The sequence below is a fragment of the Candidatus Leptofilum sp. genome (assembly GCF_965223285.1).
Classification (GTDB): Bacteria; Chloroflexota; Anaerolineae; order Promineifilales; family Promineifilaceae; genus Leptofilum.
Genome location: NZ_OZ244997.1, coordinates 5786023 through 5800214 on the forward strand (window position 1 = coordinate 5786023; position 14192 = coordinate 5800214).

At 50.5% G+C, this 14192-nt stretch carries 14 protein-coding genes; 8 read left to right on the forward strand and 6 right to left on the reverse strand.

The genetic code is table 11. The features are described 5' to 3' along the window. Positions 1-147 precede the first annotated feature (147 nt). Positions 148-2235 carry a hypothetical protein gene (locus ACOQPU_RS25950; RefSeq protein ID WP_420642730.1) on the forward strand — a complete coding sequence of 696 codons (2088 nt, stop codon included), beginning with the start codon at positions 148-150 and terminating at the stop codon, positions 2233-2235. 169 nt (positions 2236-2404) lie between these two features. Here ACOQPU_RS25950 and rlmN read toward each other — a convergent pair whose 3' ends face one another. After that, positions 2405-3457: a 23S rRNA (adenine(2503)-C(2))-methyltransferase RlmN gene (rlmN, locus tag ACOQPU_RS25955; protein ID WP_420642731.1), complete on the reverse strand. Its 1053-nt coding sequence runs from the start codon at positions 3455-3457 to the stop codon at positions 2405-2407. Positions 3458-3552: 95 nt separating this feature from the next. Between rlmN and ACOQPU_RS25960 the strand changes: the two genes are divergently transcribed. The 7 genes from ACOQPU_RS25960 to ACOQPU_RS25990 all read left to right on the forward strand — a co-directional run bounded on the left by ACOQPU_RS25960 (position 3553) and on the right by ACOQPU_RS25990 (position 9300). Next, positions 3553-4383 (forward strand): IS982 family transposase, encoded by an 831-nt coding sequence (locus ACOQPU_RS25960; RefSeq protein ID WP_420642732.1) that lies wholly within the window; start codon positions 3553-3555, stop codon positions 4381-4383. 99 nt (positions 4384-4482) lie between these two features. Beyond that, positions 4483-4992 (forward strand): transposase, encoded by a 510-nt coding sequence (locus ACOQPU_RS25965; RefSeq protein ID WP_420640551.1) that lies wholly within the window; start codon positions 4483-4485, stop codon positions 4990-4992. 87 nt (positions 4993-5079) lie between these two features. Continuing rightward, on the forward strand, positions 5080-6156 hold the full coding sequence (locus tag ACOQPU_RS25970; protein ID WP_420640550.1) for an IS4 family transposase: 1077 nt from the start codon (positions 5080-5082) through the stop codon (positions 6154-6156). Positions 6157-6180: 24 nt separating this feature from the next. After that, on the forward strand, positions 6181-7014 hold the full coding sequence (locus ACOQPU_RS25975; protein ID WP_420645842.1) for a transposase: 834 nt from the start codon (positions 6181-6183) through the stop codon (positions 7012-7014). A 152-nt stretch (positions 7015-7166) separates the two neighbouring features. Continuing rightward, positions 7167-7475 (forward strand): YgiT-type zinc finger protein, encoded by a 309-nt coding sequence (locus tag ACOQPU_RS25980; protein ID WP_420640639.1) that lies wholly within the window; start codon positions 7167-7169, stop codon positions 7473-7475. Positions 7476-7512: 37 nt separating this feature from the next. Further along, positions 7513-8649 (forward strand): hypothetical protein, encoded by a 1137-nt coding sequence (locus ACOQPU_RS25985; RefSeq protein WP_420640640.1) that lies wholly within the window; start codon positions 7513-7515, stop codon positions 8647-8649. Between the two features lie 33 nt (positions 8650-8682). Further along, positions 8683-9300 (forward strand): DUF6338 family protein, encoded by a 618-nt coding sequence (locus tag ACOQPU_RS25990; RefSeq protein ID WP_420642733.1) that lies wholly within the window; start codon positions 8683-8685, stop codon positions 9298-9300. A gap of 201 nt (positions 9301-9501) precedes the next feature. On the opposite strand, the gene ACOQPU_RS25995 is transcribed toward ACOQPU_RS25990, so the two are convergent. The 5 genes from ACOQPU_RS25995 to ACOQPU_RS26015 all read right to left on the reverse strand — a co-directional run bounded on the left by ACOQPU_RS25995 (position 9502) and on the right by ACOQPU_RS26015 (position 14107). Continuing rightward, on the reverse strand, positions 9502-10062 hold the full coding sequence (locus ACOQPU_RS25995; RefSeq protein ID WP_420642734.1) for a DUF4287 domain-containing protein: 561 nt from the start codon (positions 10060-10062) through the stop codon (positions 9502-9504). Positions 10063-10170: 108 nt separating this feature from the next. Then, the gene (locus ACOQPU_RS26000) at positions 10171-11430 is read right to left on the reverse strand and encodes an RNA polymerase sigma factor (protein ID WP_420642735.1); all 1260 of its coding nucleotides are present in this window, start codon (positions 11428-11430) and stop codon (positions 10171-10173) included. A gap of 97 nt (positions 11431-11527) precedes the next feature. Further along, positions 11528-11875, reverse strand: coding sequence for a YciI family protein (locus ACOQPU_RS26005; protein ID WP_420642736.1), 348 nt, complete (start codon positions 11873-11875; stop codon positions 11528-11530). A 240-nt stretch (positions 11876-12115) separates the two neighbouring features. Then, positions 12116-12469, reverse strand: coding sequence for a YciI family protein (locus ACOQPU_RS26010; RefSeq protein WP_420642737.1), 354 nt, complete (start codon positions 12467-12469; stop codon positions 12116-12118). 249 nt (positions 12470-12718) lie between these two features. Beyond that, a complete protein-coding gene (locus ACOQPU_RS26015; protein ID WP_420642738.1) occupies positions 12719-14107 on the reverse strand; it encodes an MFS transporter in 1389 nt (462 codons plus the stop codon). Between the last annotated feature and the right edge of the window lie 85 nt (positions 14108-14192).

Below are 14192 nucleotides of genomic sequence, written 5' to 3' on the forward strand. Positions count from 1 at the left end.
AATAAAAACGGTTCTTTCGGAACTCGCGGGATCGACACCAAATGTAAGGGCGGTTCGCGAACCGCCCCTACCCAGAAGTGCCGATTTCCCCATGAAATCCCAAAGACTCACAAAAATGAGCTGTATCAAAACATAGGAGACACAATCATGGCAATTACAATGCAAGGCAACTGGACAGTACAGGTAAAAAGCAAAGCGGCCGCTTTTAAGCAGCGGTTTATTATTCAAGGCAGCAGCAACGGCAAAGATGGTATCTACGATGGCGTCACCAGCACCGCACCTGTGCAGGTAGATGGTGCCCAATGGACGATCCAGATTCAGCACAAGCCCAGCGGACGTGGCCAAGCGTGGCAACCGTCCGCTATGCGCCTGGGAACGCCTTCCCGTAGCGGCGGCCAAATTTTGCTCGACGTCTTTTCTAACGACAGCGGCGGCGATTCCGATTACAACGATCTAGTACTAACCTGCGGCATGGCGGAAACTGCCAGTGAATACGTGGTGTATGGCAAGGTGCGTAGCTACCGAGGCTTGTGTGGCTTCAATCCCTGCTTCCCCTGGTATGTGATTGACACCTGGCCGCAGCTAAAGGCATTGCTGAACTATCAATCTGTAAAAGAGGCGATTGGTGCGCTGTACCCAGATCGTTTGCGCAAGTTGGAAAAGTACCGTCACTTGCCCGTTGAAGAGTTAGGGCCGTTTACGCCGATGATGTTGCCAACGGCCGTTCCTCAAGCCGCCTCTTTCAACCAAAACCTCAGCTTCGTTGCCAAGCGAGAAATCGCTAGCGTGGCTGCCGCCAACATCAAGCCAGAACTGTACCTGGATTTAGGCAAACTGCGCGACCGCCTGAAGCTATACTGTTCTGTCAAAGATCAGGCTGGCCTGCTGCTGCGCTTTCAAGAATATGACCGCACCGACGCAGAGCTGGCTGGTGGCCCCTACACGGGCGAAGGCGACCGGGAAATGCTCGGGCTCACGGCTACGGATGAAGTAGGCAACTACGTTTTCCGCTTTAGCCGTGATTTGGCTGATGTGGTAGATGAGCTGGATGACCAGGTGATTGGCGGACCAGACTTAACCACGCAACTTCAGCCCGATCTGTTGGTGCAGGTGATGGGCGGCGCAGGCGAATCTGACATACTTTTTGAGACTGGTTTGCACGCCAACATCCCTAATTTGCGCCGAATTAACCTGTGCATTCCAGACCATCTGCTAAATCCTGGCCCAGCTTGCCAGGGTGGGCGTGCCATCCAGTCGATTGGCAACATCTGGACGATTTCTGGGGTTGGTAATACGTTTGATACGGACGGCCGTATCACCGCCACCAACATCAATGGCCCTCAAATTACCAACGGTGCCTGGCGCGGTACGCTAGAAATGTTTGCCTGCTTCCTGGCCCACCCAGAAGTGACGCACTATGTTTTGCGTTATCGTCGGCCTGACACTGGCTGGAACTTCGTCCGAGACGAGCTGACCCACATCTACATTCCCCAAATTGGCAATTCCACTTCGCCGCAGCACAAAGTTGGGCCGTTCGATGAAACCTTAAGCGGCGGTGAATCTGTGCCTGCATACAAAAACATCGAGAGTGATAGTCAGTGGATAGCTACGCATCGTTTGCGGAAAGCCAAGCTCAATAGCAGCACCTACGCCCCCAACAGCAATCCTGGACCAGTCATTTTCAGAATCGATGGCTACAGAAAAGTAAGCGGTGAATTAGTGAAAGTAGCTGGGGCAGACGACCAAATCACCCTCTACATCGACAATCGGCTGGTTGAAGGTGATATCGCCTCCGTTGCGATGGGTGGCAGCACGCCGGGTGAATGCGCTTTGTTCGAGCTAACGTCGCCAGATGCCCCGCTTACCCTTCGCTTCCGGGCTGATCATCCGGGTGGGTTTACCCAAAATTACCGGGTTGCAGTTTTTCGAGGTTCTGGCACGCCCGTGGCGGTTAGTGACCTAACGCCACCCGCGCAGCCATTGGATGTAGATTACAATGCGGGAACACATGGCGCACTGTTTTTCGGTACGTTCAATGGCGTGGCACCTGACGGCGGCAATTATGTTGTGGCCGAACTACAGCCGGATTCCGGTGCCTGGCTGCCAGCAGATAAGCCGTTCTGCGCCTTTGCCTTTGAGGTGTATGGGACAACCCGGGCTACCAACGGGTATGGTAAACCGGGCGCAAGACGATTGGATGTTGAACTAATCGGTCTTCAGGTGGCAGACGCATAAACGATAATTGGTGTGGTAGGGGAGAGGCGGTGGCGAATGAGAGATGATATGACAAATCATCTGGTTTCGCCAGCGCCTCTCCCTGAATTGCGTAAGTAAGCAGGGCGAGGCAATCGGGGAGAAGGTGGTTTGCTTGGTTACGATTACGGCCGATTGCCTCGCCCCTACGTTATTGGGCTGCTTTTAGCTGGCCACAGCCCGCCGCAATATCAATGCCGCGTCGCTGGCGGACGGTACTGGGGATGCTGTACTCAGCAAGGATGGCCTGGAATTGCTTTACCTGGGGGCGTTGGGTGGGACGGCCGTTATACCCCACAGTCGGATTCAACGGAATTAGATTCACGTGGCTGGGTACATCTTGCAGCAGCTTGCCCAGCGTGTGAGCCTGTTCAGGCGTGTCATTTTCATCCTCGATGAGTGTCCATTCAAAAAAGATGTGTCGATTGAGTGCTTGCGTGTAGGTGCGGCAGGCGGTGATGAGTTCAGCCAGTGGCCAGCGGCGGGCAGGCGGCACCAACTTTTGGCGGTCTTCGTCGGTGGCTCCATGCAAACTAACGGCCAGGCGGAACGGCCGTTTCTCATCTGCCACTCTCAAAATGCTGGGAACCACCCCTACCGTACTCACTGTAATATGCTTTGGAGCAATTGCTAACCCTTTATGGTCAGTCAAAATGTCGATGGCAGTCATGGTGTGGTCGTAATTGTGCAGCGGTTCGCCCATGCCCATAAACACAATGTTTCGGAGGGATTCGTTTGTTTTGGCAAGCTGACGGTTTACAAACAAAATTTGCCCGACTATTTCGCCGGGGGTGAGGTGGCGCGTAAAGCCCATCTGCCCGGTGGCACAAAAAACGCAGCCCATCGCGCAGCCCACCTGGGTGCTAACACATGCCGTCCATCGTCCCTTGAACTGCATGAGCACTGTCTCAATCGTTTGCCCGTCAGGCAGGGCTAGCAGGAATTTGCGGGTCAGGCCGTCGCTGCTGTCAATGGCGATTTGCTGCCGCAGCGTGGTCAGTGTGGCCTGTTCGGCCAGCTTTTGCTGGAGGTCATCGCGCAGGTGGGTAAGCTGAGCTATCTCTGTGGAATCGTTTTGGTACAGACCCAGCCAGATTTGCTCGGCGTGATACGCGGAGTAGCCCCAGGTTTGGCAAACGGCCGTTAGCTGATCAAAATTAAGATCATGTAAATTAGTTGTATAAGTTGGAACCGTGCCTTGCATAAATAACCCAAGTTGCTACCTAAAGAAGTCGCTTGATGTCCATGGGAATCCCTCTAAAGTTGTTGGAACCTAACCTACAACTAAGAGGAGACCCCATGGACGATAGAATAGTAGCAATCTATACCATTGTGAGCGACTTTCTCATGGCTATTCATCATTACGAAGATCCACAATGCCAAATGAGTGATGCAGAAGTGATGACCACTGCCATTGTGGCTGCTCTGTTTTTTGCTGGAAACTATGAAAAAGCCCGCAGTTTGCTAGCCGACCCACGGTACTGCCCAACGATGCTCAGTAAAAGTCGGTTCAATCGCCGCTTGCACAGAGTGAAATCTAAGTTTCTCAGCCTGTTTTCCCTGCTGGGCGAACATTGGAAAGAGCTCAATACCGATTCGCTCTATGCCATCGATACTTTCCCGGTGGCCGCTTGTGATAACTATCGCATTCGGCGGTGTCGCCTGTACCAGGATGAAGCATATCGTGGCTTCATCGCCAGCAAAAAGCGATACTTCTATGGATTGAAAATCCATCTGGTCGTGACGAAAGACGGGCAACCCATAGAATTCTTTCTGACACCTGGTGCTGACAGTGATGTTGAATGCCTCGACTTGTTCGACTTCGATTTACCACCTGGTTCAGAAGTGTATGCTGACCGGATTTACGCCAACTATGTCTTGGAGGACATCTTGATTGAAGCTGGCATCCTATTCAAACCGCTGCGCAAGAAAAATCTCAAGCGCCAATGGCAACTATGGGAACGATATTGGATTCACCTGCATCGCAAGATGGTCGAAACGGCAGGTAGCTTAATTGAGCGGTTATTGCCTAAAAGTATTCATGCTGTCACAAGCGTTGGTTTTGAACTGAAGGTCAGCCTGTTTATTTTGGCAATGAGCTTCAATCATGTTTTTAAGGTAGCAACTTAGCTCGACTTTGTACAAAAGTAGACAAAATAGTAAAGGTAGAATAAGTTGTGACCAAACCATCACGAGAGGTCACAAATGCTTATCCTACCTGAACCAATTATGACATTGTTAATACCATTTCAGCCACTTTTCCGGCAACCAACCTGGCTCAAAGCGCAAATTCTCTTTATTGGGGCTATCTTGGCCACCGGGAAACGAACCGTCACAGCTGCCCTGCGTGTGATGGGATTAGGTGACGATCCACATTTCGCCAACTATCATCAAGTTCTCAATCGCGCCGTTTGGTCGCCACGGCGACTGAGCGAAATGCTATTGGCCTTGCTCATGAAGGTTCTGGACAGTGATGAAACCAAACCACTCGTCTTTGGTATTGACGAAACCATCGAAAGACGCTGGGGGCCAAAGATAAAGAAACGAGGCATATATCGCGATGGGGTGCGTTCAAGCAAAAGCCATTTCGTCAAGACCAGTGGTTTACGCTGGGTCAGTTTGATGTGGTTGACGGAAATACGGTGGGCAGAACGAATTTGGGCTTTGCCTTTTTTCACCGTGTTAGCTCCGTCAGAACGATATCATGAGCAAGCAGGTCGCCAACACAAAAAGATCTAGCTACATATCACTTTGAACATTAAAAAAAGAAGGTTGGGCATCAACTCCGATAAAATTGTTTTGACGAACAAACATATCAAGGAGTAAATGATGCCAAACAACCTTCAAACCTATCATAAAACGTTGACCCAACTTTGCCAATGGTTGCCAAAAGAACGGATAACGCGATTGCGAAATATGGCGTTGCTGATGTTGGGCTTGCAGTTGAGTGGGGCAGTCAACCTGCCTTTGGTGGTGCGGAAATGGCCGTTGCCGGGAAAAATACCAAGCCTGACCAACCGCTTGCGCCGCTTTTTGAATAATAAGCATCTCCATGTTCGAGATTGGTATCATCCATTGGCGCAACAGTTGGTACGCTCCTTTGCTGGACGAGACATTCGCTTGGTGATTGATTGCACGAAAGTTGGCTTTCATTTTCGGATGATGATGATTGGCATGGCCTACAAAAAACGAACACTGCCCCTGGTTTGGAGTATCCACAAAGGCCGAAAAGGGCATGTTGGTCTTGAGGAGCAGTTGAAGTTGTTCAAGTATGTCCAAACGCTGCTGCCAGCCAGAGCGCAGGTGTGGGTCATGGGAGATGCTGGCTTTGAATCGATTCACCTGGCTAGCTGGTTGCGTCGTCAAGGTTGGTCGTTTGTCATTCGACAAAACGGCCGTACCCAAGTGCGTTGGCAAGGACAGCCATGGGTGAAGTTGAGTCAATTGCCAATAGAAGAAGGCGAAACCCGCGCTATTGGCTGGGTGCGCGTCACCGCCAGCTATGATGTAGGCTGGTATTTCTTGGTTTTGCACTGGGAGCAAGGCGAAGAAGACTCTTGGTATCTTCTTAGCAACCACCCTTCTGTCGGCCAACTGATTCGTTATTACAAAATGCGGATGTGGATTGAAGAAATGTATGGTGACATGAAAGGTCATGGGTTTGATTTGGAAGCGACTCATCTTAATGATTGCGACCGCATTTCTCGCTTGGTTTTGGCCGTTTGTTTGACCTTTGTTTGGGTCATCACTTTGGGCAGTTGGGTTGTGAAACGCGGGTTTCGTCATTTGCTTGACCATAAGAGTCGTCGGGACAAAAGTTATTTTCGTTTGGGCTGGGACTGGATTGAGCGTTGTTTACGCTTGGATCTCCCTGTTCCCATCCATTTTGTCCCCTATTTTTGAAAGTGATATGTAGCTAGCAAAAAGATAACAGACTGGGCCAGGCAGATGATTTTCCAGTTACGTCGCTGGCTGCCTCATCGCGCGCTGGTGGCCGTGGCTGATTACAGCTATGCCGCTCTGGAATTTCTTCATGCTTGTCAAACCATGGTCAACCCGGTAACGGTCATCACGCGCTTACGCCTGGATGCAGCCCTTTATCAACCGGCACCACCGCCTACCGGCAAAGTTGGTCGACCGCCCAAGAAAGGGAAACGATTAGCTACGCTTCAAGCAATGCTCGATGACCCGCAGACAAAATGGCAATCTGTTAAGGTGCGCTGGTATGATGGCCAAACGCAATTGATGGAAATCTTTTCGCAAACGGCCGTTTGGTATCATAGTGGTCTTCCCCCCGTGCCCATTCGCTGGGTATTGATTCGTGACCCACGAGGCGAATACGAAACCATTGCGTTGCTCTCGACTTCACCAGAGCTTGGTTCACTTCAAATCCTCAACTGGTTTGTCCAACGCTGGCAAGTTGAAGTGACCTTTGAGGAAGTGCGGGCTCATCTGGGTGTTGAAACCCAACGCCAGTGGTCAGATAAAGCCATTGAGCGCACCACGCCTATCTTGTTAGGCTTGTTTTCCTGGATCACTCTGGCGGCTCATTTGCTAGTTGAGCAGGCTCAATTATCCGTGCAGCAAGCTGCCTGGTATGTTAAAGAGCGTCCTACTTTTTCTGATGCACTGGGTGCAGTGCGCCAACAACTCTGGTTTCCGGCAACTATTTTTTCAATGTCCCCTGTTGAACCAGATGTTGTAAAAATACCACGGTCTCTTTTTGACCGTCTGGTTGATACTGTTTGTTATTCGACTTAAACGTACAAAGTCGAGCTTAGGTTAAATAACAATTTTCCGATGAGTGGACTTCAACAATTCTACCTTCGCTGATACAATAAAAGCTAGCGGTTATTCAATTTGGGGTGTAATGAAAAGTTGTGTAATGGAAGCAAGAAGCAGAAAATGGGGGGATGAAAAAAGAACTCGATGAAATGCTCAACAGATTGAACCAGTGGGAAGCAGAGAACAAAGATGCCAATTTGACACAAATGGAAGAAGCGATTGATGCTGAGTTAGCTGGAATTAGGCAGCAATTGCTCGCACAAATGGCCAGAGAAGGGAAGGCGGCTAGGGTGGACTGTCCAAACTGCGACCAGCCAATGATGAAAAACGGGAAGAAAACGCGAACGTTACGAACCAAAAACGGCGACAAAGTCACAATTGAAAGGGAGCAAATGAGGTGTCATGAATGTGGGATGACACTTTTTCCCCCTGGATGAAAAACTCAGGTTGCTGAGAGGCGCGTATACGCCGCAAGTGCAAGAGGCCGTAACCCGATTAGGTAGCCGGCTACCCTATGCAGAAGCCCAAGAAGAGTTAGAAATGATGTGGGGCCTCGACATCTCCGTAGCAACCGTACGAGAAATCACGCTGCGAAACGGCCGTCTAGCAGATGAGCTAATTGAAATAGAAAAAGAACATCTGGAAAAGACAGCCCCCAAAGCAATAGCCAAACCAAAGCAACTCATTGTAAGTGCAGATGGGGCAATGGTACAGCTAAGAAATGGCGAATGGCGCGAAGTAAAAACGGTTGCCTTCGGTGAATTTGAGACTATCTGGGATGCTAAAAAACAAGAAGTCGTGACCAAAACAGGCAAGATAAGCTACTTCTCAAGTGCAGATAAGGCAGAGTTGTTTAGCGACAAGGCAATTGTCGAGTGGCAGCGACGGGGTGGGGAGAATGCTGAAAAAGTTGTCGCGGTTAATGATGGTGCTGTCTGGATACAGGGCTTCATCGACTATCATTGCCCCACAGCGACACGCGTGATTGATTTTGCCCATGCCCAAGGGTATATCGCCACGATTGGCAAAGCCCTGTATGGGGCAGAAAGTGACCGTTTCCAACAATGGTATCCCCAGATGTCTAAACAGTTAGGCACAAAAGCACCCCAACGAACGCTGAATGAATTGCGTTTCCTATGGACACAAAACCAAGCCCACCCAGCAGCGGATGAAATAGAAGCAGCGATTCGTTATCTTGAGCGACGTCAAACGATGATAGATTATCCACATTTCAGAAAAAACGGAATTCCCATTGGATCTGGGATAGTAGAGTCTGGGCATAAGGTGGTGATGCAACGACGGATGAAACAGGCTGGGATGCGCTGGGCGGATGAAAACCTCAATCCGATGCTTGCCTTGCGCATGGCAATCTGTAACAAGTGCTGGCGTGCTTCTTGGCAAGCGATTCAGGCTCATTTTCTGGCTACAAAACAGGCGCACCGTCTGCTGGAGAAGGCAGAAGCTCCGCAATCTCAGCTTGTTACTGAAGCAGATGTTGAGAATTTAGAGAAGCTGGCGGATAGGATACCTAGGCGTTCACAAAAGAGGCAGCCGTGGCAAGACCATCGGTGGATTTTTCCTCACAGAGCACGGCCGTTACACAAAATCTAATTACACCCTTCAATTTGTGCGTGTGGGGAAATTATGTTCACGTTTCAAGCTCTTCAAATACTTCTGTTTTTAGTACCTGGATTTTTCGCAGCGAAGCTGTTCGATTCATTTGTCACTAGAGAGACAAAACAAAGTGACTTAGCTCGTATTGAGGAAGCTGTGATCTTCTCTCTATTAATCTATGCGATTTATGCTTTGATACAGCCACAAAGTGCAATTTCTTTCGATCAATCTTCAGGAACTATAAATTACACTTTTGATGCTGAAGCTCTAATTTTTTTAAGTGCAATCAGCATGATATTGCCAATAATCCTGAGCTACTCTTTCGCAAAGAACTTTCATATGAAGTTACTTAATAGGTTGGGAGTTTCTCAAAAGTCATCACGATTCTCTGTTTGGGATGATGCTTTTCAGGACTACCAAAGATACATTGTAATCGATTTTGAGAATGGAAGAAGGTTATACGGATGGCCCAGATATTATTCAGATGGCAATCAAGAGATTTGTTTATTAATTCATAAGCCTTTATGGATTATAGAAGGCGACGAAGGACTTGAAATGCAAGATACAGGGTTTGATGAAATGCTTATCACCCAAAACCAAAAAATCGACTCGATAGGATTTATGCCCATTGATTTTGAAGAAATTTAGGAGAAACCAAAAATGGATAATAACGATAAGAGACTAGTAGTTCCAGATAATGGCGGTGGAAATGACGGGGGTCGAAGAGGCGGAAGCAATCCGCCTCCGCCAAAGCCCAAAATTCCAAAAACACCGCCGCCCAAACCACCCGCTAAAAAAAGCTCATAAGCTCAAACATTCTTTTCGCTGTACTGCGAGCAGTAATTAATATTAAGCATCATCATACGCTTGGCGGAGCCAGTCAATGAGAGCGTCGTTGACCTCGTCGGTGCTGGTGAGGCGAACGCGGTGGCTGACCATGCTGTTGAAGCTGCCGGACTTTTCCAGCCGGCCGCCGATCACATCACCTTGCAAATTAATCCCCACATCGACCCGCGTTTTGGTGGAGGGCTGAATCAGCCCAAACTGCTTGTTGCGCCGCAGGCTGACGTACGCTTTTTTGGGGGCAATCACCACGTCGTCGCCAAATTGGTTGATGGCGGCGATGAGTGCGTCGTAGATGGGGCGCAGATTTTCTTTGCCGCCGTATTGGCTGGCAATCAGGTCGTCGTCGGTTTTGGGGGAAGCGGCCGTTTCTCGCGCTTTAATCGACACCATATTGGCAAACCCATGCGTGAAGCCATGTTCCGTCTTGAGGTATTTCACAATCTGGCCGTGTTTTTCAAAGCCGCTGGCGCGAGCAATGGCAATCCATTGATCTAGCGACTTGCCAGTTTTCTTTTCTAAATTTTCAATCATCTTTTGTGCAGCAGCTTCAACTTTGTCGGTCATTTGGTTCTCCTTAAGCTAGTTGCTGGTTGTTAGTTTGCTAGTTTTATTTGCGTGTAGGCGATTATGCCAGTTTGCGCGTTAAGTTTAGCATTTTCCCGCCACTCGCCATTATTCACTACCCAATTCTGCTAATCGTCGGCGCAAAAACCGTTTTTCGACGGTATTGTTGCATAAATCCAGGGCAATGGTGTAAGCATCGTGGGCGTCGTCATAAAATCCGGCGCGGCGTAGCAGGTCGGCGCGGGCCGCGTGGAACAGGTGATAATGATCCAGTGTACCTGTTTCTGCCAATTCATCCAGCAAGGTTAGCCCTCGCATGGGGCCTTCGGCCATGGCAACAGCCACAGCCCAGTTGAGTTCAACTACCGGGGAGCTGGTGTACTGTCGCAAGGCATTGTAAAGGGCGGCGATTTGCGGCCAGTCCGTTTCCTGGGGTGTGGTGGCCTGATCGTGCAGGGCGGCAATGGCGGCCTGAATTTGGTAGGGGCCGGGCTGTCTCATTTGCAAAGCGCGTTCGAGCACGGCCGTTCCCACCCCAATCTGCTCACTATCCCACAAGCTGCGATCTTGCTCCTCTAGCAAAATGAGTTCACCCGTGCGGCCTACGCGAGCGGCGCGGCGGGCATCATGCAGCAGCATCAGTGCCAGCAGCCCTAGCGCCTCCGCATCTTCTTCCAAATTGGGATCGTCGGCCAGAAGATGGTTCAAAATTTGCGCCAAGCGTATTGCTTCGCTAGATAGCTCTTGGCGCACCAGCGAATCGCCGCTGCTGGCGTTGTACCCTTCGTTGAAGATCAGGTAGAGCGCGGTGAGGACGGCATTGAGCCGCTCTGGCAGCAGCTCGGTGGGCGGTACGCGGTAGGGGATGCCCGCCTGGGCAATCTTGCGTTTGGCACGAACCAGCCGCTGGGCCATCGTTGGCACAGGTACGAGAAAGGCTGCTGCGATTTCGGCCGTTTCCAGGCCACCCAGCGTCCGCAAAGTAAGGGCTACCTGCGCCTCCAGCGACAGTGCCGGATGACAGCAGGTAAATATGAGCTTGAGGCGTTCATCAGGAATGCTGTTCATTTCGTACTCGTCGGGATCGGGCGGTTTTTGGGTGAGTTCCACCAGATATGGCTGCTTTTGCTCGAAGTTTTTGCGGCGGCGGATGCGGTCTATGGCTTTGTTGCGGGCAATGGTGGTAATCCAGGCACCGGGGTTTTTAGGACGGCCGTCTTGCGGCCATTTTTCCAGCGCGACGATGAGCGCATCCTGGAAGGCGTCTTCGGCCAGGTCAAAATCATTTAGGTAGCTGATGAGAGCGGCCAAAACTCGGCCTGACTCTTCCCGGAACGTTCGCTCAATTGTCTCGTGAATCGCTTCCATAAAAAAAATGTTATCCGCAGATTACACAGATTACGCAGATTTAGGTTGTTTTAAAGGCAAAAATCTGTGTAATCTGCGTAATCTATGGTTTTTCTTTTTAAAATTCGACGACGGGGCGCACTTCAACGGAGCCAGTTCCGGTGGGCAATTTGGCAGCCATTTCCAACGCCTCTTCTTCGGTTTCGCAGTTAATAATATAGAAGCCGCCAAGCTGCTCTTTGGTTTCGGCAAAGGGACCATCGGTAGTGAGAGTGGCCTGGTTGTTGGCAAAGCGGACGGTTTTGGACATGGCGGTTGGGTGCAGCGCATCCCCACTGGGGTTCATGCCCCGTTCGGTGGCCTCTGCGCTCCATTGTTGATGCGCTACCATCAATGCCTCCCAATCTTCCGGTTTGGCACCTTCGATTAATTTTTCGTCATTGTAAATTAAAAGTATGTATCGCATGTTGGTCTCCTTTTTCTGACCGCGGCTTGCACGGATTTTGAGGATTACAGGACTTACACTGTGAAAGACTACAAAAGTCTGGGTCTAATAATGTTTATTCCAGAGAGAACAAGACTTTTGTAGTCTGTTTAGGGTGAATGCGTAAGCCCTAGATTAGATGATTTGGGTTGATTGATCCACTGTGGATTTCGCGAATTTACACGAAAATTATCCCGTTAATCCGCGAAATCTGTGGCTAACTTACCCTTCAAATTCCCAGATGGGGCGGATTTCGATGCTGCCGTCGCGGGCACCGGGGATTTTGGCGGCCCATTTAATCGCTTCGTCCAGATTTTCGCAGTTGAGCAGGTAGTAACCGCCAAGCTGCTCTTTGGTTTCGGCAAAAGGGCCGTCGGTGCTGCTGATTTGATTGTTGCGGACGCGCACGGTGGTGGCGGCAGTGGTGGGGTGCAGGGCTTCGCCTGCCACCATCACGCCCGCTTCGCGCACGGCGTTGGTGAAGGCGAAATATTCGCCCATGTTGGCTTCTTGTTCTTCGGGGGTGCGCTGGGCATCTTGTTGCTCGTTGGTGTAGATCATCAGTAAGTATTGCATTTTTGTCTCCTTTTTGTACGTCCATTGCTTACGAAAGTTGGCTTCGACAGGCTCAGCCTGCATTAGCCAGTGTAAGTTTTGGCGTGGATGGTTACGGCCGTTTCCGACCCTTGTTACCCATACGACGAACAACTTGGAACCAGATCGACACGGAGCAACAACAAATTTCAAAATTGATGGGAATTTTGCCACAGAGGGCACAGAGAAAAGAGAGGAATCTCTAAAAACTCTGTGCCCTCTGTGGCTAGTTTAAGATTGTTTTTTGGCAGCGATGGCGGCCAGAATTTCGGCGTGCTTTTCGCGGGTGATGGGGTAGCTGCGCACGATGGGGAAGCTGAGGAGCAAAATCACGGCGGGTACCAGGCTCACAAAAATGCGGAGGGCGGTGAGTACGGCCGTTGGCTGCTCCGGCAGGTTTGTCAAATCTTCGGCGTTGATATACCCGGCGGCTTCCAGGGCAAAGTTGGAGAGTGCCAGCCCCAGCGAGATGCCCAGCTTCTGCAAAAAGACAAAAAAGCCGTAGTAAATGCCCTCCCGCCGCTGGCCCGTTTCTAACTCGTCTAGCTCCACCACGTCTGGCAACATGCTCCAGGGGATAAGGTAGCCCACGCTGACGCCCACGCCTGCCAGGACGGCCAGCCCCAGCACCAGATTGAACTGCCCCGGCTGCACAAAAAAGATAGCAATTTGCACGAAAATCCAAAAGCTCATCCCCACGTAATACACATTTTGCTTGCCCCATTTTTGGCTGATTTTGGACCACATAATCAAAAAGACGAAGGCGGAAACCTGCAAGGCAAAAGCTAACTGGATGAAGCGGTCTTCGCCGCCGACCCAGTAGCGCACGTAGAGCAGCATGTTGGCCTGCACAAATTGAATGCAGAGCCAGGAGAGTAGGTAAATAGCGACTACGTACAAAAACGGCCGATTCCGCAAAGCAATCTTCACCCCTTCAATAAAGCCCGGGTCGTCCTCTTCAGCAGCATCCTTAAAGTGCGTTTCTTTGGTGAAGGCGAAGGTGATGAAGTTGCTCAGGATGATGATGCCCCCCATCACGGCGGCACTGATAGCGTATCCTTGCGTCACGGTGGGAAACGCTTCGATTAGCACGCTGTGGACGGCCAATGCAGCCAATCCGCCCAAAATGGAGAAGCTAAAGCGGAACGAATTCAGGCTGGTGCGCTCGTCGTAATCTTGGGTGAGTTCCGGGGTGAGGGCGGTGTAGGGAACGTTGACGGCCGTAAATCCCGTATCCAACAGCAAAGCCACAATCAGGTAATACCAAAACAGGCCATTGGGACCGAGATCAGGTACCAGCCATTGCATAAACCAGGCCAGCCCAAACGGAATCGCGCCAAAGAGCAGCCAGGGGCGGCGGCGACCCCAGCGGGTGTTAGTGCGGTCGGTCAGGCGGCCAATGAGCGGATCGTTGACGCTGTCCCAAATTTTGACGATGAGGAAGATGATGCCCGCAGCAGCCGGGCGAATCCCGGCAATGTCTAGTAAAAAGGCGTTGAGGAAAAAGCCCTGAATCGAGGCCACCAATGCTGGTCCCAGATCACCAATGCCAAAAGCGAGCTTGCGGCCAAAGCTGAGTTTGGGTGTAGATTCTGTGTTGTCAAGTGTGGATGCGGCCATCTTTTCTCTCCTGGTTTAGTAGGTGGCAATTTCTATCACGCTTTAGATTGATTGGCGAATGCTGACAGAGATTCCAAAAGTCTTA

What these genes read in the sequence shown, in the direction of transcription:
- ACOQPU_RS25965 (WP_420640551.1), top strand. Translation starts at nt 4,483, where the DNA reads ATGACATTGTTAATACCATTTCAGCCACTTTTCCGGCAACCAACCTGG.
- ACOQPU_RS26005 (WP_420642736.1), bottom strand. Translation starts at nt 11,875, where the DNA reads ATGCGATACATACTTTTAATTTACAATGACGAAAAATTAATCGAAGGT.
- rlmN (WP_420642731.1), bottom strand. Translation starts at nt 3,457, where the DNA reads ATGCAAGGCACGGTTCCAACTTATACAACTAATTTACATGATCTTAAT.
- ACOQPU_RS26000 (WP_420642735.1), bottom strand. Translation starts at nt 11,430, where the DNA reads ATGGAAGCGATTCACGAGACAATTGAGCGAACGTTCCGGGAAGAGTCA.
- ACOQPU_RS26010 (WP_420642737.1), bottom strand. Translation starts at nt 12,469, where the DNA reads ATGCAATACTTACTGATGATCTACACCAACGAGCAACAAGATGCCCAG.
- ACOQPU_RS25995 (WP_420642734.1), bottom strand. Translation starts at nt 10,062, where the DNA reads ATGACCGACAAAGTTGAAGCTGCTGCACAAAAGATGATTGAAAATTTA.
- ACOQPU_RS26015 (WP_420642738.1), bottom strand. Translation starts at nt 14,107, where the DNA reads ATGGCCGCATCCACACTTGACAACACAGAATCTACACCCAAACTCAGC.
- ACOQPU_RS25980 (WP_420640639.1), top strand. Translation starts at nt 7,167, where the DNA reads ATGAAAAAAGAACTCGATGAAATGCTCAACAGATTGAACCAGTGGGAA.
- ACOQPU_RS25970 (WP_420640550.1), top strand. Translation starts at nt 5,080, where the DNA reads ATGATGCCAAACAACCTTCAAACCTATCATAAAACGTTGACCCAACTT.
- ACOQPU_RS25960 (WP_420642732.1), top strand. Translation starts at nt 3,553, where the DNA reads ATGGACGATAGAATAGTAGCAATCTATACCATTGTGAGCGACTTTCTC.
- ACOQPU_RS25990 (WP_420642733.1), top strand. Translation starts at nt 8,683, where the DNA reads ATGTTCACGTTTCAAGCTCTTCAAATACTTCTGTTTTTAGTACCTGGA.
- ACOQPU_RS25950 (WP_420642730.1), top strand. Translation starts at nt 148, where the DNA reads ATGGCAATTACAATGCAAGGCAACTGGACAGTACAGGTAAAAAGCAAA.